Annotated in this window: 22 protein-coding genes; 8 read left to right on the top strand and 14 right to left on the bottom strand. The window is 64.0% G+C overall.

Annotation, left to right across the window (positions count from 1 at the left end; translation table 11 throughout):
- Nucleotides 1-28: 28 nt before the first annotated feature.
- Nucleotides 29-223 carry a hypothetical protein gene (locus DDT93_RS01925; protein ID WP_109464099.1) on the bottom strand — a complete coding sequence of 65 codons (195 nt, stop codon included), beginning with the start codon at nucleotides 221-223 and terminating at the stop codon, nucleotides 29-31.
- Between the two features lie 107 nt (nucleotides 224-330).
- On the opposite strand from DDT93_RS01925, the gene DDT93_RS01920 reads away from it, so the two are divergent.
- Nucleotides 331-1026, top strand: coding sequence for a helix-turn-helix transcriptional regulator (locus DDT93_RS01920; RefSeq protein ID WP_109464098.1), 696 nt, complete (start codon nucleotides 331-333; stop codon nucleotides 1024-1026).
- A gap of 4 nt (nucleotides 1027-1030) precedes the next feature.
- On the opposite strand, the gene DDT93_RS26860 is transcribed toward DDT93_RS01920, so the two are convergent.
- Nucleotides 1031-1708, bottom strand: coding sequence for a hypothetical protein (locus DDT93_RS26860; RefSeq protein WP_232825349.1), 678 nt, complete (start codon nucleotides 1706-1708; stop codon nucleotides 1031-1033).
- A gap of 163 nt (nucleotides 1709-1871) precedes the next feature.
- Between DDT93_RS26860 and DDT93_RS01910 the strand changes: the two genes are divergently transcribed.
- On the top strand, nucleotides 1872-2876 hold the full coding sequence (locus DDT93_RS01910; RefSeq protein ID WP_109464097.1) for a hypothetical protein: 1005 nt from the start codon (nucleotides 1872-1874) through the stop codon (nucleotides 2874-2876).
- Nucleotides 2877-2882: 6 nt separating this feature from the next.
- Here DDT93_RS01910 and DDT93_RS01905 read toward each other — a convergent pair whose 3' ends face one another.
- From DDT93_RS01905 to DDT93_RS01885, 6 genes are all read right to left on the bottom strand, one after another.
- Nucleotides 2883-3995 carry an AI-2E family transporter gene (locus DDT93_RS01905; protein WP_157960069.1) on the bottom strand — a complete coding sequence of 371 codons (1113 nt, stop codon included), beginning with the start codon at nucleotides 3993-3995 and terminating at the stop codon, nucleotides 2883-2885.
- 10 nt (nucleotides 3996-4005) lie between these two features.
- Nucleotides 4006-4383 (bottom strand): phage holin family protein, encoded by a 378-nt coding sequence (locus tag DDT93_RS01900; RefSeq protein WP_109464095.1) that lies wholly within the window; start codon nucleotides 4381-4383, stop codon nucleotides 4006-4008.
- 4 nt (nucleotides 4384-4387) lie between these two features.
- Nucleotides 4388-4696, bottom strand: a complete 309-nt coding sequence (locus tag DDT93_RS01895; RefSeq protein ID WP_109464094.1) for a DUF883 family protein — start codon at nucleotides 4694-4696, stop codon at nucleotides 4388-4390.
- Between the two features lie 250 nt (nucleotides 4697-4946).
- The gene (locus DDT93_RS27135) at nucleotides 4947-5216 is read right to left on the bottom strand and encodes a DUF6959 family protein (protein WP_408607901.1); all 270 of its coding nucleotides are present in this window, start codon (nucleotides 5214-5216) and stop codon (nucleotides 4947-4949) included.
- 189 nt (nucleotides 5217-5405) lie between these two features.
- Nucleotides 5406-6119 carry a hypothetical protein gene (locus DDT93_RS01890; RefSeq protein WP_109464093.1) on the bottom strand — a complete coding sequence of 238 codons (714 nt, stop codon included), beginning with the start codon at nucleotides 6117-6119 and terminating at the stop codon, nucleotides 5406-5408.
- Between the two features lie 142 nt (nucleotides 6120-6261).
- Nucleotides 6262-6906, bottom strand: coding sequence for a hypothetical protein (locus DDT93_RS01885; protein ID WP_109464092.1), 645 nt, complete (start codon nucleotides 6904-6906; stop codon nucleotides 6262-6264).
- Between the two features lie 186 nt (nucleotides 6907-7092).
- Between DDT93_RS01885 and DDT93_RS01880 the strand changes: the two genes are divergently transcribed.
- Entirely contained in the window at nucleotides 7093-8385 is a 1293-nt protein-coding gene (locus DDT93_RS01880) for an O-acetylhomoserine aminocarboxypropyltransferase/cysteine synthase family protein (RefSeq protein ID WP_109464091.1), read from the top strand.
- A gap of 88 nt (nucleotides 8386-8473) precedes the next feature.
- On the opposite strand, the gene coaD is transcribed toward DDT93_RS01880, so the two are convergent.
- From coaD to DDT93_RS01865, 3 genes are all read right to left on the bottom strand, one after another.
- Nucleotides 8474-8968 (bottom strand): pantetheine-phosphate adenylyltransferase, encoded by a 495-nt coding sequence (coaD, locus tag DDT93_RS01875; protein WP_109464090.1) that lies wholly within the window; start codon nucleotides 8966-8968, stop codon nucleotides 8474-8476.
- Nucleotides 8969-9044: 76 nt separating this feature from the next.
- Complete coding sequence (locus tag DDT93_RS01870; RefSeq protein WP_109464089.1) at nucleotides 9045-9479, bottom strand: CBS domain-containing protein; 435 nt, start codon at nucleotides 9477-9479, stop codon at nucleotides 9045-9047.
- Nucleotides 9480-9537: 58 nt separating this feature from the next.
- Nucleotides 9538-10437 (bottom strand): LysR family transcriptional regulator, encoded by a 900-nt coding sequence (locus DDT93_RS01865; RefSeq protein WP_109464088.1) that lies wholly within the window; start codon nucleotides 10435-10437, stop codon nucleotides 9538-9540.
- A gap of 126 nt (nucleotides 10438-10563) precedes the next feature.
- On the opposite strand from DDT93_RS01865, the gene DDT93_RS01860 reads away from it, so the two are divergent.
- Nucleotides 10564-12063 carry a CoA-acylating methylmalonate-semialdehyde dehydrogenase gene (locus DDT93_RS01860; RefSeq protein WP_109464087.1) on the top strand — a complete coding sequence of 500 codons (1500 nt, stop codon included), beginning with the start codon at nucleotides 10564-10566 and terminating at the stop codon, nucleotides 12061-12063.
- A gap of 79 nt (nucleotides 12064-12142) precedes the next feature.
- On the opposite strand, the gene DDT93_RS01855 is transcribed toward DDT93_RS01860, so the two are convergent.
- Nucleotides 12143-12721, bottom strand: a complete 579-nt coding sequence (locus DDT93_RS01855; protein WP_109464086.1) for a VPLPA-CTERM sorting domain-containing protein — start codon at nucleotides 12719-12721, stop codon at nucleotides 12143-12145.
- 507 nt (nucleotides 12722-13228) lie between these two features.
- Here DDT93_RS01855 and DDT93_RS01850 point away from each other — a divergent pair.
- On the top strand, nucleotides 13229-13579 hold the full coding sequence (locus DDT93_RS01850; protein WP_232825348.1) for a hypothetical protein: 351 nt from the start codon (nucleotides 13229-13231) through the stop codon (nucleotides 13577-13579).
- Nucleotides 13580-13659: 80 nt separating this feature from the next.
- On the opposite strand, the gene DDT93_RS01845 is transcribed toward DDT93_RS01850, so the two are convergent.
- Both DDT93_RS01845 and DDT93_RS01840 read right to left on the bottom strand, forming a co-directional pair.
- Nucleotides 13660-14340 (bottom strand): VPLPA-CTERM sorting domain-containing protein, encoded by a 681-nt coding sequence (locus tag DDT93_RS01845; RefSeq protein WP_157960068.1) that lies wholly within the window; start codon nucleotides 14338-14340, stop codon nucleotides 13660-13662.
- 403 nt (nucleotides 14341-14743) lie between these two features.
- Nucleotides 14744-15475: a VPLPA-CTERM sorting domain-containing protein gene (locus DDT93_RS01840; RefSeq protein WP_109464083.1), complete on the bottom strand. Its 732-nt coding sequence runs from the start codon at nucleotides 15473-15475 to the stop codon at nucleotides 14744-14746.
- 505 nt (nucleotides 15476-15980) lie between these two features.
- Between DDT93_RS01840 and DDT93_RS01835 the strand changes: the two genes are divergently transcribed.
- From DDT93_RS01835 to mmsB, 3 genes are read left to right on the top strand one after another with little or no spacing between them, the layout of a single operon-like run.
- Nucleotides 15981-17123 carry an acyl-CoA dehydrogenase family protein gene (locus DDT93_RS01835; protein WP_109464082.1) on the top strand — a complete coding sequence of 381 codons (1143 nt, stop codon included), beginning with the start codon at nucleotides 15981-15983 and terminating at the stop codon, nucleotides 17121-17123.
- A gap of 10 nt (nucleotides 17124-17133) precedes the next feature.
- Nucleotides 17134-18171 carry an enoyl-CoA hydratase/isomerase family protein gene (locus DDT93_RS01830; RefSeq protein ID WP_109464081.1) on the top strand — a complete coding sequence of 346 codons (1038 nt, stop codon included), beginning with the start codon at nucleotides 17134-17136 and terminating at the stop codon, nucleotides 18169-18171.
- A 12-nt stretch (nucleotides 18172-18183) separates the two neighbouring features.
- Nucleotides 18184-19056: a 3-hydroxyisobutyrate dehydrogenase gene (gene mmsB / locus DDT93_RS01825; RefSeq protein ID WP_109464080.1), complete on the top strand. Its 873-nt coding sequence runs from the start codon at nucleotides 18184-18186 to the stop codon at nucleotides 19054-19056.
- Nucleotides 19057-19068: the final 12 nt, after the last annotated feature.

Here is a 19068-nt window from a genome sequence, read left to right as displayed (position 1 = left end):
GCCCGGCCCTTGCGGGCCGGGTCCGTTGTCACTGGCTGAGGCGCATGCGCGCCGGGTGGAAGAGGCGTCGCCACAGCGGCGCCTTTTCCGGTTTCGGGAGGGCCCTGGCGCTTTCGCGCTCCTGAACGAGTCGCGCCTCGCGTTCGTGGGGACGTTCGGGCCGGGGCGGCGACCAGCGGTCGAGACCGCAGGCGAGCAAGGTGGCGTAGTCGTAATGATTCATGGTCCTGTTTCCTGTTGCTTTCCGAAGAAACCACAGGTCTCCTGACAGCCTGTTGTCAGGGGCTGGCGCTATGCTGTCAGCAGAGTGTCAGCATGAGGGGTACGCCGATGAACCGATCCAACCGACTGTTCGAGATCATCCAGCTGTTGCGCGCCAGTGGCCGGCCCGTCACTGCCGCCCGGCTGGCGGAGGTTCTGGAGGTCTCGGAGCGCACCATCTACCGCGATATCGCCGCGTTGCAGGGGATGCGGACCCCGATCGAGGGCGAGGCCGGGATCGGCTACGTGATGCGCAAGGGCTACGATCTGCCGCCGCTTAACTTTGACGCCGAGGAGATTCAGGCGCTGCAGGTCGGGCTGGCCCTGCTGGCGCGCACCGGGGACAGCGCGCTGCAGCAGGCGGCGTCGCGGATTTGCGGCAAGATCGACGCGCTGCACTGCGCGGTGGACTGGCTGCAGGTCGCGCCCTGGGGCGCGCCTCAGGACGACCCGGACCGGGGCTGCGTGCAGATGGCGATGCTACGGGACGCGGTACGGGACGAGCGCAAGCTGGACATGACCTATCGCGACGAGGCCGACGTCGAGACCCGGCGCATCGTGCGCCCGGTTGCCGTGGTCTATCACCTGAACTGCGTGATGCTGGCCGCGTGGTGCGAGTGGCGGCAGGCCTTCCGGCATTTCCGGGTGGACCGGATCTGGTGTTGCGAGGTCCTTGGGGACAGGTTTACCGGCCAGGGCGAGGCGCTGCGCCGGCTGTGGCTGGAGCAGAACGAATTTGGAGCCGGCGAGCAGCTGATGGGCTGACGCCCTAGGGAATGACGATCCCGGCCCGATTGAAGCGCACACGCGAGACCGAGAGGTCGTCGAAGGTGAGCATGACCTCAATCAGCTGCACCGATTTCAGCGGGAACTCGCGGTAGGGCAGACCGTCGCTCTCGAGGATTGCGGCGGGCGCGGGCTGGTCCGTGTGACAGGCGGGCAGCGGCCAGATCTCGGGCTGGGCACCGTTGACCCCCACCCGGAGTTCCAGCAGGCCGCAGCGCCACGACCAGATGTGGGTGACGTAGAGCAGGTCCTTGCCGCCGAAGGCGCGGACGCTGATCCAGTTGGGCTTGGTCGCGTTGAGGATCGGCCTGACCTCGGTCGCGGTCAGGAAGCGCCCGGTTGCGGTCTGCGGTTCGGCGACGAGGCCGGGTGTCAGTTCCGGGGCCGCGGGCGCGATGATGCCGGTGACCGGCGCGGCGGCGGGCGGTTGCTGCGGCGCGGGCTCGGGCGCGGCGGCAGGTTCGGGTGTGGCCTCGGGTTCGGGTTCGGGCGCAGGGGCGGCGGCCACCTGTTCGGAGGCGGCCGGGGCGGTGGGCTCCGGCGTGGCGGGGGTCGTGATTGCGGGCGGCGGAGTGGTCAGGGCGGCGGAGGGGGTCTCGTCCCCGGATGCACCGGCGGACTGCGCCGCGGCCGTGAGAATCGTGAAAAAGAACTGAAGCATCGCTGAACCCCTCCTGACTGCGCCCTGCCTTCGGGGACCCTGCCCCGACCCAACCGGCCCGGCCGCAAATTTCCGAGCGATTGCGGGTTTTTGCAAGGCGGCAACGCACCTATACTGCCCGCAAACGGCAGGGGCCGCAGCAAGAATCTGCGACCGGGGTAGCATGACAGGGCAGCAGTCGCCTCAGGGCAACTTCAACATCGTGATCATCGGCCAACCCGGCCGTCTGCAATACGAATGCCTGCTGTTCGCCGCCTCGCTGCGCGCTTTGGCGCCGGGGTTCACCGGGCGCCTGTTCGTCGCCACGCCCGAGGCCGGGCCGCTGTGGGAGAACAACCCCACCCTGCGGGACGGGGCGGTGCTGGAGCTGCTGGGCGAGTATGGCGCCGAGGTCCTGCCCTTCGAGAGCCGGGCATTTGGCCAGTCCTATCCGCAGGGCAACAAGATCGAGGCGCTGGCGCATCTGCCCGAGGGCGAGCCGTTCATCTTCTTCGACAGCGATACGCTGGTGACCGGCGACCTTGGCGCGCTGCCCCTCGATTTCACGCGCCCCACGGCCTCGATGCGGCGCGAGGGCACATGGCCGGAGCCGACGCTCTACGGGCCGGGCTATGGCGGCATCTGGCAGGCGCTCTACGATCGGTTCGGACTGGATTTCACCAGCAGCCTCGACCTGAGCCAACCGGACGAATACTGGGAACGCTACCTCTACTTCAACGCGGGATGGTTCCTTGGCCCCTGCCCCCGGCAGTTCGGCGCGCGCTTCCTCGACTATGCGACCAGCATCCGCGACGACCCGCCGGTGGAACTGACCGGTCAGAGCCTCGCCCCCTGGCTCGACCAGGTGGCGTTGCCGCTGGTGATCCACGCGCTGGGGGGCGGACGCCCGACCCCGCTGTCGAGCGCGCTCGACGGCGAGGTTGCCTGTCACTACCGGTTCTTCCCCCTGCTTTATGCGCGCGAGAACGACCGGGTGGTGGAGGTGCTGGAGCAGGTGACGGCGCCGAACCGGCTGAAGAAGGTGTTGAAGAGCTACGAGCCGATCAAGCGCATGGTCTACCAGGGTCGTGGCGCCAAGGTCCGGGCGCTGTTCGACCGCGATGCGCTGCCCCGCACGGAAAAGGCCATCCGGAACCGGATCAAGGCCAACGGGTTCTGGATGCGCTGAGGCGGGTCAGAGCGGGTAGCCCGGCGGCGCGGGCGGGTCCGACACCGAGGAGGCGCCCGGCTCTTCCGCGTTAATCCAGGTGCGCAGCATCTGGTAGAGGATCGAGGTCAGCACCGGGCCGACAAAGACCCCGATCAGCCCCCACGACAGGAAGCCGCCGACCGAGCCGAGGAAGGACAGGATGCCGGGCACGTCGGAGCCCTTGCTGGCGAAGTAGGGCCGGATGATGTTGTCGGCGGACATCACCACCACGATGAACCAGAACGCGAGGCCGAGGCCCGCGAGATAGCTTCCCTTGCTGATCAGGATGATCTCGGCCACTACCAGCACTGCCGCCGCGCCGATCTGGACCAGCGCCAGCAGGAAGGTGAAGCCGCAGAACAGGATGAGCGCGGGCACCCCGGCCACGTAGAGCCCGAGCCCGGCGAGCAGGGTCTGGACCACCGAGGCGACGATGACCCCCGTGAAGGCGGTGCGCGTCGTATCGAAGGCGGAACTCACGAGGCCGACGGCGAAGGCGCCCCCGATCCGCTGGAGCAGGCGGTGCAGGTAACTGCGCAGCACGAAGCGGTGGTGCAGCATGAAGAGCGCCAGCACCATGCCGAGCGCGAACTCGAAGAGAAACGCGCCGAAGGTGCCGACCTGCGCCAGCAGCCACGTGGCAACGCCGCCCGCATGGGCGATCAGCTGGGGCAGCGAGGTGCGCATATAGGCCCAGGCCTCGGCCCAACCCTGCCGTATCGCCTCGCCGATGCCCGGAAGATGTGCGATCCACTCGGGCAGACTTGGCACGGCCCCGGTGACGAGACCCTCGAGATGGGAGCTGATGCGGGGGAAGTTCAGCGTCAGCTCGAAGGCGAAGAAGGTGGCGGGCAGCAGCAGGACCATCAACAGGACGATGGCAAAGACCACGTCCGCCAGATGGCGGCGCCCCTTGAGGCGGGAGACCAGCCTCTCGTAGGGGTGCGCGCAGATGATCGCCAGCAGCGTGCCCCAGAGCAGGGCCGAGAAGAGCGGCGAGAAGAGCTGGTAGGTGAGGTAGAGAACGAGGGCGATCAGGCCGAAGGAGGCAAACAGGTCGACGGAGTGTCGTTGCGGGCCTCTGAGGTCTGGCGTCACGTTGCGCGGCTCACTTGTCTTTTCCCTGCCCCACGGAATAGCCGATTTCGAAGGCCCTGAGCAGCTGGTCCGTCGAGGTGGCCGCCGGAGCGGCCTCGGTCGGGACGGTTGCCCGGGCGACCCGGACCCGGCGCCCGGGGCGGCGGGTCAGCGCGAGGACAAGCAGCGCGAGGAGGATCAGCACGACTCCGACGATGAGTGCGGCCTGCCAGGCGCCGACGACGGGGGCCAGTCCGAGGATGGCCGCCGCCGTGAGCGCGCCGAGCGCCAGCAGCAGGAGGATCGCGGCGACGGCGAAAAGGACCGCCCGGCGCATGACCCGCCGGAGCATCAGCTCGGCTTCGATGCTCGCATAGCGGGTCAGGATGGACAGTGCGGCTCTTAGCATTCAGTCAGCGTCTGGTCAGCCGGCCAATCAGGAGACCTGCAAGCAGTGCAATAAAAGTGGCCTGCAGGGGCTTGTTCGCAATGGTCTTTTCCAGCGAGTCGATTTCCGACTTCGCGGCGCCCTTGGTCTTGTCCGCGAGATCCAGAAGGTATTTCTGCGCCTCGTCGGCACGGGCCTTGGCATCTGCGCTGACCTGCTGGGCGGAATTCTTGGCCAGATCACGCAGGATATCCTTCAGACCGGCGACGTCGTCGCCGAGCAGCTTGAGCTGCGCCTGAAGGTCTTCGGTCTCGGTCTTGGTCGCTTCAGCCATTTTCTTAACCTCAGCCATGATCGATACTCCCGTTCATCGGTTACGTGGATGTTAGCACCACATACAGAGAATTCAAAAGCCTGCCGCAAGTTCCGGGTGCCGTAAGAAAAAAGCCGCCCCTTTGCGGAGGCGGCCGTGGTTCCGCGTTGCAGATCGGGATGGGCTGAGGGTGTCGCGGTGACGGGTCCGGGAGCTTCTCGATCTGGTCGAACCGCCAACCACACTTGCGCTCTAACGTTCAGCCGCAGAGCTATTCCTCTGAAAAGGGCATCGGAAGATCATGTTCGACCAAGACCGACTTGTACTCGTTCTTGAGTGACCAGAGCGCATTTCGAACATGGTTCAAGTGAGTGTACGCCGGGCTATCCTGATTCAGGTGTCTTATCGACTCGTCAAGGCGCCAGCACAAAGCATGAAGGGTGTCCCCTTGGAGCAAGACTCCGGGGAATTGTCGCTCGGGGTGCCTCAGAACCGCTGCATTGCTCTGATCGGAGTAAATTTCGACCGGTTCTATACGCATGTTGGTACTCTCCCAAAGTCTCGCGACCTCATGTTACCAACACGAACAATGATGTACGACATTGTCGTCCGCGTCGTTGCGCACATCCGACATCCGAGGCAGCATCCCCTTCGAAGACGCGGCGCGTCACGCATGCCAAGGGCCGCCCCTTTGCGGAGGCGGCCCCTGTCTTGAGGTGTGCCGGTGCCGTTAGTCGGCTTTTTCCAGCAGGGTGTAGCTCGATATCATTTCTCCCTGCACCTGGGCGCGCAGGATCTTGCCCTGGTCGTCGCGCTTGGAGCGGGCAGCGGCGGCGCGCTTGATCAGGCGGCCCATCTGCTGGTTGATCGGTGCCTGGGCCCGGGCGAGCGCGCGCTCGTCCGCGGTCTGGGCGTCCACCGCCGCCTCGTACTGGGCGACGAAATCGGCGTCGGCCGAGGCGTTGCGGACGACGTTCAGGATGAAGTGCTCGTCAAAGGCACCGGCCTGCGCCATTTCGCGCGAGAGGCTGACGACACGGTCGAGGACGGCCCGCTTGGCCGCGATCCGCTTGGCCAGGGCATCGCCTTCGGGCGCGTTTTCGAGCACGTAGGATTCGACCAGCTTCTGCATGAAGGGGGCGATATCCATGCCGGCGGCCTTGGCGTGTCCGGACACGAACCTGCGCACCTCGGTTTCCATGACGAAAGTGACGGTATTGGCCTCGGTCAGGCGCTTGCGCTTCTGCGCGCGCTTCTGGGCCGCGCTCGGGGCCTTGTCGGCCTCGGCTGCCATCGGGCGGGCCTTGGCCTTGGCTTTGCCGGCCTTGGCCTTGCCTGCGCCCTTGGCTGCACCTTTGGCGGTGCCCTTTTCGGCCGCCTTGGCTGCGCGGCGGGCCGCCTTGCGGGCGGCGGGTTTCTCTGCTGTTTCGATCTCTGCGGGCATTCCTGCCTCCAACGCTAACATAGTTTGAAACTATGTTGAAATCGCGCGCCGGTCAACATTGTTGCAAACTATGTAGCGAAAGGCCGCGCAGCCCGGAGGGGCGGCACGGCCAAACGGTTCGTGATGTCGGATTTGCGGGCGCTCAGGCCTTCTTGCGGCGGCGCAGGAGCGGCAGCAGCACCACGGGCGCAAGCAGCAGGTAGGAGGACGGCAGCGGCACCGCGGCAAGGCGCGGAGCCTCGGTCATGTAGGTGACCGTCATGTTCTCGACCTTCGAGCGCGAGGTCGGCGCGGTCCAGAAATACATGGTGCCGTCGAGTTCATCTATCCCCGAGTACTCGGAGTCATCGAGGAAGTTCAGCCAGCCCGCGCCCGGCGTCTGCGAATCCGCCTTGAGCGACCAGGAATAGGCGCCGTAGAGGTCGAACCCGAGGTTGGAGGCGTTGACGAAGTCGTAGTAGCTCGAGCCCTGGCAGATCATGCCGGAGATCGAGAAATCGGTTGAACAGGAGGTCAGCGTCGCCTGGTTGAACTCGTCGAGTTCGAACTCCAGCACGGCATGACCGGAATCGCCGCGATAGTCGGACAGCGTGTGATACTCGCGGGTGAACCTGTTCTTTTCCTGCGTGGTCGCGGACTCGCCGGTGTCGAGGTTCAGCAGTTCCTGGTAGTTTGCACGGACTTTGACGACGTCAAACTCGTAGCGGATTGTCGAAGCCGTGGCCGCGGTCGACAGCAGGGACATCGCGCCGAAGGCAATGCCAAGAACAGACAAGAAGCGAACCATCGCACCCTCACTACTATGGATTGGCGAAGAATAACGAATAGTTAATTCGAGGCGCCGCGAATCCAAAACCATTAAAACAACTGTCGGCGGAAACTCTCCGACTGTTGCAACCATACGTGCCTGTTGAAAGGGATTCTGCAATAGCCTACCCCTGCGCAGAGGTTTTTCACGGGAGAGAGAGAAACAATGAGCGACCAACCCCTTTATGGTTTCGACACCCTGCAAATTCATGCGGGCGCGCGGCCGGATCCGGCCACCGGAGCGCGGCAGACTCCGATCTACCAGACCACGGCCTATGTGTTCCGCGACGCGGACCATGCCGCCGCGCTCTTCAACCTGCAGGAAGTGGGTTACATCTATTCCCGCCTGACCAACCCCACCGTGGCCGTGCTGCAGGAACGCATTGCGACGCTCGAAGGCGGCGCGGGCGCGGTCTGCTGTTCCTCGGGCCACGCGGCGCAGATTATGGCGCTGTTCCCGCTGATGAGCCCCGGCAAGAACGTGGTGGTCTCGACCCGTCTTTACGGTGGCACGGTCACGCAGATGAGCCAGACCATCAAGCGGTTCGGCTGGTCGGCCAAGTTCGTCGACTTCGACGACGTTGCCGCCATCGCCGCCGCCATCGACGACGACACCCGCGCGGTCTTCTGCGAGAGCGTGGCGAACCCGGGCGGCTACATCACCGACCTCGACGCGGTGGCGAAGGTGGCCGACAAGGCGGGCCTGCCGCTGATCGTCGACAACACCTCGGCCACGCCCTACCTCTGCCGCCCCATCGAGCATGGCGCGACGCTGGTGGTGCATTCGACCACCAAGTACCTGACCGGCAACGGCACCGTCACCGGCGGCTGCGTGGTCGACTCGGGGCGCTTTGACTGGTCGGCCTCGGACAAGTTCCCCTCGCTCAGCGCGCCGGAGCCGGCCTATCACGGGCTCAAGTTCGCCGAGACCTTCGGGCCGCTGGCCTATACCTTCCACGGCATCGCCATCGGCCTGCGCGACCTTGGCATGACGATGAACCCGCAGGCGGCGCATTACACGCTGATGGGGATCGAGACACTGTCGCTGCGCATGGGCAAGCACGTGTCGAACGCCGAGAAGGTGGCGGCATGGCTGGAGAAAGATCCGCGCGTCGATTACGTGACCTATGCCGGCCTGCCCTCCTCGCCCTACCACGACCGCGTGGCGCGGATCTGCCCCAAGGGCGCGGGCGGCCTGTTCACCTTTGCGGTGAAGGGCGGCTATGACTCCTGCGTCAAGCTGGTAAACGCGCTGGAGATCTTCAGCCACGTGGCGAACCTTGGCGACACGCGTTCGCTGGTGATCCATTCGGCCTCGACCACGCACCGCCAGCTGACGCCGGAGCAGCAGGAAGCCGCAGGTGCCGGTCCGAGCGTGGTGCGGATTTCCATCGGGATCGAGGATCCGGACGACCTGATCGCCGATCTGGACCAGGCGCTGAGCAAGGCGACGGCCTGACAAAGACTAACGGGGGGCGTTCATGGGACGCCCCCTTGCCTTTTGTCCACCGCGCCCGCCGGAACGGGCGCAGGACGAGATCGGATGATTAGCTGCGGAGCCGTGCCAGAAGCGCTTCGTTCACCCGCGGGGTGACGAACTTGGACACGTCGCCTTCGAGCCGGCAGATTTCCTTGACCAGCTTTGACGCTATGGCCTGGTGCCGCGCCTCGGCCATCAGGAAGACCGTTTCGACCTCGCGGTCGAGGGCACGGTTCATGCCGACCATCTGGAATTCGTATTCGAAATCGGCCACGGCGCGCAGGCCGCGGATGATGATCTGGGCGCCGACGTCATGGGCGCAGTTGATCAGCAGATTCTCGAAAGGATGAGCGACGATCTCGGTGCCGGTTTCCTCGGACAAGGTGGCACATTCGGCCTCGATCATGGCCACGCGCTCCTCGAGGGAGAACAACGGCCCCTTGTCGCGGTTGATCGCAACGCCGATCACCAGCTTGTCGACCAACACGGTCGCCCGCCGGATGATGTCCATGTGGCCCAACGTGACCGGATCAAACGTTCCCGGGTACAAACCCACGCGCATGGCACACCCTCCTGCCCCTGCCTGTCATGCCGCACCTGCAAACACCATTGCGCGGCCGATTGCAAGGGCGGGTAGGTCAATGCCCCATGATCATGCCTTCAAGCGCCTGTTTTTCCATGGCAACCTCGGACAATTGGGCCTTGACGAGGTCGCCGATGGTGACCAGGCCGATCATCTTGCCGTCCTCGAGGACGGGCATGTGGCGGAAGCGGCCCTCGGTCATGCCAGAGAGCACCTCCTCGGAACTGGAGTGCGGGGTACAGGTGACGAGCTTGCGCGTCATGTAGGCGCTGACCGGCTGCTGCAGGCAGGGTGCGCCGACCTTTGACAGTTCGCGGACGATGTCGCGCTCGGACAGGATTCCGACCGCGGATTCCCCGTCGTCGGACACGACGACACAGCCGATCTTGTTCTCTGCGAGGATCTTGGCCGCCTCTGCAACGGTGGCATCGGACGTGATGGTCAGGACGCCGGACGTCGCCTTGGCCTTAAGGATCTGCTGGACGAGCATGACAGGACACCTCCAATACTGTCTGATACTTACAGCGTTGCCGTAACGGAAATTTCTGTCAAGTCAGGCTTTCGAGACGGAGCAGTTCCGCGCGCATTCCGTCCACGAGAAGCTGGGCAAAGCGGTTCAGGCGGTCACTCTTGCGGTCGCTCTGGTGGCGCACGAGGTAGAAGCTGCGGGTCAGCGCGATCTGATCGGGCAGCACCTTGACCATGCGCGGGTAGACCGGCAGCGCGAAATCGTGGGCGATGCAGAGCCCGGTGCCCTGCGCCGCGAGGTTCAGCTGGACCGAGACCGAGTTGGATGCGAGCGGGACGCGGGTCACCTGCAACTCCTGCAGGTAGTCGAGTTCGGCGTCGAAGATCATGTCGGGGATGTAGCCGATCATCTGCCGCCCCCGGAGGTCCTCCAGCGAGGTGATCGGCGGCGTGCCGTCGAGGTAGTCGCAGGAGGCGGTGAGGTGCAGGTGGTAGTCGGTGATCTTCTGGACCAGCAACTGGCCCGCCGTGGGGGCGCTGACGGTGATGGCCATGTCAGCCTCGCGGCGGGAGAGGTTGACCACGCGCGGCAGCGCGACGATCTGGATATCGAGATCGGGGTTGTCGCGGGCCATCGCGGTGACCACCCCGGGCAGCAGGTAATTGGCGCAGCCATCGGGCGCGCCGATGCGGACCTGCCCCGAGAGCCGCTCGCCTGGCCCTGCCAGCGCGTCGAGCCCGCCGCGCATGGCCTGTTCCACCGCCTCGGAATGACCGAGCAGGCGCTCGCCCGCCGCACTGAGGCGGTAGCCCTGCGGCGATTTCAGGAACAGCGGGACCTCCAGCGCGGCCTCTAGCCGCGCGATGCGGCGGCCCACGGTGGCCGGATCGACCCGCAGCACCCGACCGGCCGCAGACAGGCTCTCCTCCCGCGCGACGGCGAGAAAGATCTTGAGATCGTCCCAATGCGGTTCAGGCATGACATCTCCCTCGACAGTCCGCTCATTTTGCATTTCTGCAAAACCTTTTTGAAGCCTTTTCCCTGTTCATGGGAATTTTGCAATCCTATGGTGCGCGCAAAATCCAATCAGGAGGAGTGATCCGACATGCAGGAACTCACGCATTTCATCGACGGCAAGCACGTCAAGGGCACCTCGGGGCGCTTTGCCGAGGTCATGAACCCGGCCACCGGCGAGCAGATTGCCAAGGTGCCGCTGGCGACCGTCGAAGAGCTGAACGACGCGGTTGCCCGCGCCGCGGAAGCGCAAAAGGCATGGGCCGCCACCAACCCGCAGCGCCGGTCGCGCGTAATGATGAAGTTCGGTGCCCTGATCAACGAGCACATGGACGAGCTGGCCGAGCTGGTGTCGAAGGAACACGGCAAGACCCTGCCCGACGCGCGCGGCGACGTGCAGCGCGGCCTCGAGGTTGTCGAGTTCTGCATGGGCGCGCCCCACATGCTGAAAGGCGAGTTCACCGATGACGGCGGCCCCGGCATCGACCTCTACTCCATGCGCCAGCCGCTGGGCGTGGTCGCAGGCATCACCCCCTTCAACTTCCCCGCGATGATCCCGCTGTGGAAGATGGCTCCTGCCCTCGTCGCGGGCAACGCCATGATCCTCAAGCCCTCCGAGCGCGTGCCCTCGACCTCGCTGCGCCTGGCCGAGCTGATCATCGAAGCCGGTCTGCCCGAGGGCGTGCTGCAGGTGGTCAACGGGGACAAGGAAGTCGTCGACGCGATCCTCGACAACGACACCGTCGCCGCCGTGGGCTTTGTCGGGTCGACCCCGATCGCGCAGTACATCTATGGCCGCGCCGCCAACAACGGCAAGCGCGCCCAGTGCTTTGGCGGTGCCAAGAACCACATGATCGTCATGCCCGACGCCGACATGGACAAGGCGGCCGACGCGCTGGTGGGTGCCGGTTTCGGCGCGGCTGGCGAACGCTGCATGGCCGTTTCGGTTGCGGTTCCGGTTGGTGACAAGACCGCCGACGCGCTGATCGAGAAGCTGGTGCCGCGCATCGAGAAGCTGAAGGTCGGGCCCTACACCGCGGGCGAAGACGTGGACTATGGCCCGGTGATCACCGCCGCCGCCAAGCGCCGCATCGACGGGCTGGTGTCCTCGGGCGTCGACCAGGGTGCGAAGCTGGTGGTCGATGGCCGCGACTTCTCGCTGCAGGGTTACGAGGACGGCTACTTTGTCGGTCCCTCGCTGTTCGACAATGTCACGCCGGACATGGACATCTACAAGGAAGAGATCTTTGGCCCGGTCCTGAGCCAGGTGCGCGCGGGGTCCTACGAGGAAGCGCTGAAGCTGGTCATGGACAACCAGTACGGCAACGGCACGGCGATCTTCACCGCGGACGGTGACACCGCGCGCGACTTTGCCCACCGGGTGAACGTCGGCATGGTCGGCATCAACTTCCCGATCCCGGTGCCGCTGAGCTACTTCACCTTCGGCGGCTGGAAGAAGTCGGCCTTTGGCGACCTCAACCAGTACGGCCCGGACGCGATCCGCTTCTACACCAAGACCAAGACCGTCACGGCGCGCTGGTTCTCGGGGATCAAGGACGGCAGCCAGTTCAACTTCAAGGCCATGGACTGATACCAGTCCGGTTTCGGAAACAGGAAAGGGCGGGGAAATTCCCCGCCCTTTCGTTTTTACCTGGGGTCGTTCAGACGGCTCAGGCCGCTTTCTTGCGACGACGCAGCGCCGCGAGCGAGCCGATGCCGCCCAGCAGGAGCAGACCGCCAGCCGGCAGCGGAACGGTCGTCACGGTGAACTTCTTCAGGGTGAAGTTGTCGTCGCCGAGGAAGCCGCCGTCGAAGAAGTTTGCATCCGACAGGTCATAGGACGCGCGGATTGCGAACGAGGTCACGTACTGACCGACGATGTTCGGGTTGTCGGTGGTCACGCCGCTGAAAGCGCCGCCGTTCAGCGAGAACTCGTAGTCGTCGTTGCGATCGAAGTTGCCGAGGTAGAAGCTCTCGAGGATGACACCGGTGTCGAAGGTGACGATCAGCGTCTCGGAGCTCAGCGGAAAGTTGTCGATCTCGTAGGGATTGGTATCCGGGTTGCCGCTGACACCTGCGCCGGACGACGAGGTGGTGACGGAGCAGTTGTTGTTCAGGATACCATTCACGGCACAGCCCAGCGTGAAAGGACCGGTCGAGTTCGCGTAGTAGGTCGTGGTCGCAGCTTGTGCGCCCGCGGCTGCGCCGAGGGCCATAACGGCACCGAGCGCGATTGCTTTGAGTTTCATGTTGTTTTCCTCAATACTATACAAGGCCGGCAAACCGGCGGTTCAAGTTCTTCACTTCAAAGGAATAAGCTTTTTTGCCCCCATTCCCTATCTGACGCTAACCCATCCCGAAACCGAGAAAAAGAATATGCATTAATGTCCACTTGTTCTTTAGTAGTATTGTCAGGTTTTTCGGACGATAGCGCGCCGATTTTCAACCAATGGCGGAGCGGTATTTTCCCACCTCCCCATGAGCGGGCATTCCCAGATCAGAATCGACTCAGAACAGGGAAAACAGCCACAAAACACAGGCTTAGCGGATACCCTGACATGTGCATGTACATTAACCCATTGAATTAAATATGTTAACTTTATTTATTCCAAATTTAGAATGTATAATTTTTCATGTACGAAGCGAATCAATAAGTATTCACCCCTCTGAATTGGACGCACGCCTGAATGCCAGTTTCATTTAGAATTCTTCCAAAGCACGGTCTGGTTTACGTCCGCTACGAAGGGCACCAGAGAATGGAGGAGAGTCTCAGAATTTTCTCGGAATATGCCCGCCACCCTGACCGGCGGCCGGGACAGAAGCAGCTGGTCGATCTCAGCCGGCTGACGGGTTTCGAGAACGACTTTCCCAAGCTTTTCGAACTGCAGGCCAAGAAGGCCGAGGTCTTCATGGACCCCGGTGTGCAGACCCTGCTGGTTTACTATGCGCCGACAAAGCTGGCCTTTGACCTTGCCCTGCTGGCCGAACGCTCGTGGCGGCCCTTCAGCTTTGTCGTCTCGCTGGTGCAGGAGACGGAAGCCGACGCGCTCTCGCTGCTGGGTCTGCGCGAGCGGAGCCTGGACCAGTTGTTGCAGTCTGTCAGCTGACCCGACCCGTGCCTCGGGGCCGCCAACGAAAAGGGCGGCCATATGGCCGCCCTCCCCGAGTTCCTGACGTCTGAGAGGTCTCAGGCCTTCTTGCGACGGCGCAGCGCGGCGATGCCGCCCAGGCCGGTCATGAGAAGCAGGCCACCGGCCGGCAGCGGCACGGTCGAGACGACGGTGTAGGAGATGCTGCGCAGCTTGAACTCGTCGCTGGAGTCGTCCGCACCGAAGCCGAAGATTTTGCCAACCAGCTGCCCTTCGGCAAAGGTGAAGGTTTTGATCGACGGGTTGGAGTTGCTGTAGTTGTCTTCGCTCCAGAGGGTTGCCTCGGTCCCGAGGTTGGTGGAGGCGTAGGTCGCGAAGTCGAAGTCGTCGTTCGAATCCCAGTACGCGAAGGTCACCGAGTTGATCTGGACGGTTTCGGAACCGAAGTCGAGCAGCGCCATCTCGGACTTGTTCGCGCCCTCGATGGTGTGCTGGTCCTTGCCATAGGATTCGGAGGTGCCGGTGGTGCACTTGCTGGTGGAGCTTGCGCTGCAGATGCCCAGACCGCCGGACGAGCCGGACCAGCTTGCGACATACTCGTCGTTGGTCAGGATCTTGCCGTTGGTGTCGACGGTGGCACCGGTCACGGTCACTGCGCCGTATGTGTGGCCCGAGCTGCTCCAGCCCTTGCCAACGTTGAAGTCGATGGTGGTGGCAGAGGCGCCGCCGGCCATAAGGATCGTTGCAGCCCCCGCTGCGAAAAGGGTCTTAACAGTCAATGGTATCTTCCCTACTTGGAACAAGGCGATGGTCTCGCCCAACAAATTCCGGACGCCGTCGCTTGGGGCTTTGTTATCATTTCAGGGCGTATCGCTCAATTTGGGCCGGATTTAATTCGAGAACCGGAATATGAATTTATCATATTGAAAATGAACGCCTTTCTTCCAAAAGTTTACTAGAAAATCGCTCTCTCCCGCGCAGTTCCGCGACCTGAATTTCCGGCATATCGGAAACAACATATAGGTCAGAATATTGATTGTTTACGAATGATCCAAGGTGCGCTGTGGGCGCTCCCCTGCCCGAATCTCCGGGCGCAGGCTCCGCCAGCAGCGGGTTTGCCATGCGGAATGCAAAAAGGGCGGCCCGAGGCCGCCCTAGAGGATCCGTGTCTGCGTGGTGCCGTCAGGCTTTCGAGCGGCGCCGCATCAGAGCAATGCCACCGAGACCGGTCAGCAGCAGGAGACCACCAGCCGGGAGCGGAACCGGGGTCGTCGGAGCAACGTACAGAAGCTTGTCGCTGCTGGCACCCGTGCCATTCACCGCCTTGAAGCGAAGACCCAACTTGAGGGTACCGTCCTCGAAGCCATCTTCGAAGTAGGACGCCATCGTCACTTCATCGAGGCCCTTCAGATAGAAGGAGACAGAGGTCGTACCATCTTCGGGATCGAGGCCAGCCGACGGGCTACCCGACCCTTCGAGCGTCGACTTGAGGCCGCCACCGAGGTCGAAGGTGATGCTGTTGAACTGGTTACCGTTTACGGAATCGTCGTTCAGCAACAGGTACGGGAAATAGCTGCTACCCACATAGTTGGACGCGGTGTCACCGAGCGACACTGCGTCAGGCGTGGTGAATGCGAACCCAACCAGCTTGCTGGCGGTCGCCCCGCTTCCAAAAGCGTCGCCATCGCCAGTGGTGTTGTCCACGGTAACGGTCAGTTTGACGTCGCTCGTAATTCCGGGTGCAGTCACCTGCTCGAACGCAAAGGTCAGCGATGCAGAAGAACCAGTTGCCGGCGAATTGGTCGAGAACAGGCTGTCTTCGCCGACATCGATGGTGAAAGTTGTCGCTGCGGATGCAGCTCCGGCGGACAGGACGACTGCGGTCGCGATGCCGGCAATAAACTTGGTATACATTGTAGCTACCCCTGGACGGTCAATCGCCGTCGAACTGGCTGAGACTTAAGTTACTTCTAAAGGGGACGTTAACACATCTTAAGAACGGCCCCGAAGGGAATCCGTGAAATGTGGCAAGAATAGACGAAAATGCAACCTCAGGTTTCAAAACTCGCTGACCCGCATTACTCAGGATGGCCATGTCCGAAGGGATTACTTGCCCGACGTCCCGAATCACCTTGCCTAAAAGGGGATCGGCGGCACTCCGGTCAAGAAACCGCATGAATTTAGGGGACTTCCTGACACAACGACCAGTTGTGCGGCGAAAAGGCGACTGGCCCTTTGGGCGAATTTCCTTCCCGGAGCTACAAGGGCGGTTTTGCACGGCGCTCCGCATCCCTGCCCCTGCGATTTTGCGTTTTCGCAAAGCTCCTTTGCGCTTAGCGGTCTTGATTGCCCCCCTGCCGGAGGCTACCCAAGTTGCGTGGAGGGCCGGTGTTCACCGGCGGCGGACGGGGAGAAGATCATGGATTTCAGCCTGAGCGAGGAGCAGACGGCCATCTTCGACATGGCCCGCGACTTCGGACAGGAGCGCATCGCGCCCTTTGCCCGCCAGTGGGAGAAGGACGGCACCATTCCCAAGGAGCTGTGGCTCGAGGTTGGCGCGCTTGGTTTCGGCGGGCTTTACGTCAGCGAGAGCTCCGGCGGCTCCGGTCTGAGCCGGTTGGATGCGACGCTGGTCTTCGAGGCGCTGAGCATGGCCTGCCCCTCGGTGGCGGCATTCCTGTCGATCCACAACATGTGCGCCCGGATGATCGACGCCTTTGGCAGCGACGACCTGAAGGCGCGGGTCCTGCCCGGCGTCGTCTCGATGGAAACGGTGCTGTCCTACTGCCTGACCGAGCCCGGTTCGGGCTCGGACGCGGCAGGGCTGAAGACCAGGGCGGAACGTACCAACGAGGGCTATTCTCTCAATGGAACCAAGGCCTTCATCTCTGGCGGCAGCTATTCCGACGCCTACGTCTGCATGGTGCGGACGGGCGAGGACGGGCCGCGCGGGATCTCGACGCTCTATGTCGAGGACGGGACGCCGGGCCTGAGCTTTGGCGCGCTGGAGGAGAAGATGGGCTGGCGTGCGCAGCCCACGGCGCAGGTGCAGTTCGACGACTGCAAGGTGCCGGCGGAGAACCTTGTGGGGCGCGAAGGCGACGGGTTCAAGTACGCCATGATCGGGCTGGACGGCGGGCGACTGAACATCGCGGCCTGTTCGCTGGGCGCGGCGCAGACCGCGCTGAACGCCACCCTGACCTACATGGGCGAGCGCAAGGCCTTCGGAAAGAGCATCGACGGGTTCCAGGGCCTCCAGTTCCGCCTGGCCGACATGGAGATCGAGTTGCAGGCGGCGCGCACCTTCCTGCGGCAGGCCGCGTGGAAGCTGGACCAGGGCGCACCGGATGCCACCAAGTATTGCGCGATGGCCAAGAAATTCGTCACCGAGGCCGGATCGAAGGCGGTGAACCAGTGCCTGCAGCTGCATGGTGGATATGGTTATCTCGCGGACTACGGTATCGAGAAGCTGGTGCGTGACCTGCGGGTCCACGAGATCCTCGAGGGCACCAACGAGATCATGCGGGTGATCGTCGCGCGGCACCTGCTGGCGGCACGGTAGGGAGAGCGGCATGGGCGACATTCACATACGCAAGGAAGGTCGCGCAGGCCGGATCACCCTCACCCGCCCCAAGGCGCTGAACGCGCTGACCTACGAGATGTGCCTGGCCATCGACCGGGCGCTGATCGACTGGCAGACGGATGACACGGTGGCGCTGGTGATCATCGACGCCGAGGGCGACAAGGCCTTTTGCGCGGGTGGTGACATCGCCGAGCTCTATCGCACCGGCAAGGCGGGCGACTTTGGCTACGCCCGGACCTTCTGGCGCGACGAGTACCGGATGAATGCGCGGCTGGCGGATTACCCCAAGCCCATCGTCGCCCTGATGCAGGGCTTTGTCATGGGCGGCGGCGTCGGGCTGGGCGGCCACGTGCGGCACCGGGTCGTCTGCGACAGCACCCGCATCGCCATGCCGGAGACGGGTATCGGCCTGATCCCGGACGTGGGCGGGTCACTGTTGCTGGCGCGGGCGCCGGGGCGTCTGGGGGACTACCTCGGGCTGACCGCCGCGCGGCTGGGGCCCGGTGACGCGATCCATGCCGGGTTTGCCGACTATTATATACGTGAGGACCGCTGGCCCGAACTGGTGGCCGGGCTCTGCCAGTCCGGCCGGGTCGAGGCGCTGGCCGAGGCGCGCGAGACCCCGCCGGAGGGAGAGCTAGCCGGACAGGCCGAGCAGATCGACGCGATCTTTGGCGCAGGGACCCTCGCGGAGATACTGGCCGCCGCCGAGGCCGCCAAGGGCGACCTCGCCGCTTCTGCCGCCAAGGCGATCCGGCGGAACTCTCCGCTGGCGATGGCCATGACGCTTGCCGCGCTGGAGCGGCTGCGGGTGGGCGCGCAGGACATCCGCAGCGCCCTGCAGCAGGAATACCGCGCGACCTGGCGCACGATCGAGCAGGGCGATTTCCTTGAAGGGATCCGCGCGCAGATCATCGACAAGGATCGCAATCCGACATGGAAACATACGCTCGACAGCGTTCCGGCCGAGACAGTGGAGGCCATGCTGGCCCCGCTGGGTGCGGACGAGCTGACATTTGACGCCTGAGGAGGAGCAAGAATGAATATCGGGTTCATAGGACTGGGCAACATGGGCGGACCGATGGCCGCCAACCTTGCCAAGGCAGGCCACAACGTCACCGGGTTCGACATGGCCGATGTCTCGGTCGAGGGCGTCGAGATGGCAGCGAGCGCGGCCGAGGCGGCGACCGATCAGGACGTGGTGATCACCATGCTTCCGAACGGGGCGATCCTGCGCAAGGTGGCCGGGGAGATCATCCCGGCGATGCGCCAGGGCGCGGCCTTTGTGGATTGCTCGACCGTGGACGTCGACAGCGCCCGCGCCGTTGCGACGCTGGCCGAGGACGCGGGGCTGCTGCCGGTGGACGCGCCGGTTTCGGGCGGCGTCGGCGGCGCGGCCGCGGGGACCCTGACCTTCATGGCCGGTGGATCGGAAGCGGCCTTTGCCCGTGCCGAGCCGCTGTTCGAGATCATGGGCCAGAAGGCGGTGCATTGCGGCGACTCCGGCGCGGGCCAGTCTGCCAAGATCTGCAACAACATGATCCTTGGCGTCACCATGATCGCCACCTGCGAAGCCTTTGCGCTGGCCGACAAGCTGGGGCTCGACCGGCAGAAGATGTTCGACGTGGTCTCCACCTCCTCCGGCTACAGCTGGTCGATGAACGCCTACTGCCCTGCCCCGGGTGTTGGCCCGCAGAGCCCGGCGGACAACGGCTACAAGCCCGGCTTTGCCTCGGACCTGATGCTGAAGGACCTGCGCCTGTCGCAGCAGGCCGCCGAAAGCGTCGATGCCGACACCCCGATGGGCCAGCTGGCGCAGGCGCTCTACACGCAGTTCGTCGAGAACGAGGGCGGTTCGGGCACGGACTTCAGCGCCATGCTGCCCCGCTTCGAAAAGCGCGGGCGCGGCTGAGATCGGCACTCT

The organism is Albibacillus kandeliae, assembly GCF_003116585.1.
Lineage (GTDB): Bacteria > Pseudomonadota > Alphaproteobacteria > Rhodobacterales > Rhodobacteraceae > Albibacillus > Albibacillus kandeliae.
Note: the sequence above shows the minus strand (reverse complement) of the source record. Positions and strands in the feature narration are given on the sequence as shown.

Excerpts from the sequence above, each read along its gene's own strand:
- DDT93_RS01925 (WP_109464099.1), bottom strand. The coding sequence starts at position 223 with ATGAATCATTACGACTACGCCACCTTGCTCGCCTGCGGTCTCGACCGC.
- DDT93_RS01920 (WP_109464098.1), top strand. The coding sequence starts at position 331 with ATGAACCGATCCAACCGACTGTTCGAGATCATCCAGCTGTTGCGCGCC.
- DDT93_RS26860 (WP_232825349.1), bottom strand. The coding sequence starts at position 1,708 with ATGCTTCAGTTCTTTTTCACGATTCTCACGGCCGCGGCGCAGTCCGCC.
- DDT93_RS01910 (WP_109464097.1), top strand. The coding sequence starts at position 1,872 with ATGACAGGGCAGCAGTCGCCTCAGGGCAACTTCAACATCGTGATCATC.
- DDT93_RS01900 (WP_109464095.1), bottom strand. The coding sequence starts at position 4,383 with ATGCTAAGAGCCGCACTGTCCATCCTGACCCGCTATGCGAGCATCGAA.
- DDT93_RS01895 (WP_109464094.1), bottom strand. The coding sequence starts at position 4,696 with ATGGCTGAAGCGACCAAGACCGAGACCGAAGACCTTCAGGCGCAGCTC.
- DDT93_RS27135 (WP_408607901.1), bottom strand. The coding sequence starts at position 5,216 with ATGCGTATAGAACCGGTCGAAATTTACTCCGATCAGAGCAATGCAGCG.
- DDT93_RS01890 (WP_109464093.1), bottom strand. The coding sequence starts at position 6,119 with ATGCCCGCAGAGATCGAAACAGCAGAGAAACCCGCCGCCCGCAAGGCG.
- DDT93_RS01885 (WP_109464092.1), bottom strand. The coding sequence starts at position 6,906 with ATGGTTCGCTTCTTGTCTGTTCTTGGCATTGCCTTCGGCGCGATGTCC.
- DDT93_RS01880 (WP_109464091.1), top strand. The coding sequence starts at position 7,093 with ATGAGCGACCAACCCCTTTATGGTTTCGACACCCTGCAAATTCATGCG.
- coaD (WP_109464090.1), bottom strand. The coding sequence starts at position 8,968 with ATGCGCGTGGGTTTGTACCCGGGAACGTTTGATCCGGTCACGTTGGGC.
- DDT93_RS01870 (WP_109464089.1), bottom strand. The coding sequence starts at position 9,479 with ATGCTCGTCCAGCAGATCCTTAAGGCCAAGGCGACGTCCGGCGTCCTG.
- DDT93_RS01865 (WP_109464088.1), bottom strand. The coding sequence starts at position 10,437 with ATGCCTGAACCGCATTGGGACGATCTCAAGATCTTTCTCGCCGTCGCG.
- DDT93_RS01860 (WP_109464087.1), top strand. The coding sequence starts at position 10,564 with ATGCAGGAACTCACGCATTTCATCGACGGCAAGCACGTCAAGGGCACC.
- DDT93_RS01855 (WP_109464086.1), bottom strand. The coding sequence starts at position 12,721 with ATGAAACTCAAAGCAATCGCGCTCGGTGCCGTTATGGCCCTCGGCGCA.
- DDT93_RS01850 (WP_232825348.1), top strand. The coding sequence starts at position 13,229 with ATGGAGGAGAGTCTCAGAATTTTCTCGGAATATGCCCGCCACCCTGAC.
- DDT93_RS01840 (WP_109464083.1), bottom strand. The coding sequence starts at position 15,475 with ATGTATACCAAGTTTATTGCCGGCATCGCGACCGCAGTCGTCCTGTCC.
- DDT93_RS01835 (WP_109464082.1), top strand. The coding sequence starts at position 15,981 with ATGGATTTCAGCCTGAGCGAGGAGCAGACGGCCATCTTCGACATGGCC.
- DDT93_RS01830 (WP_109464081.1), top strand. The coding sequence starts at position 17,134 with ATGGGCGACATTCACATACGCAAGGAAGGTCGCGCAGGCCGGATCACC.
- mmsB (WP_109464080.1), top strand. The coding sequence starts at position 18,184 with ATGAATATCGGGTTCATAGGACTGGGCAACATGGGCGGACCGATGGCC.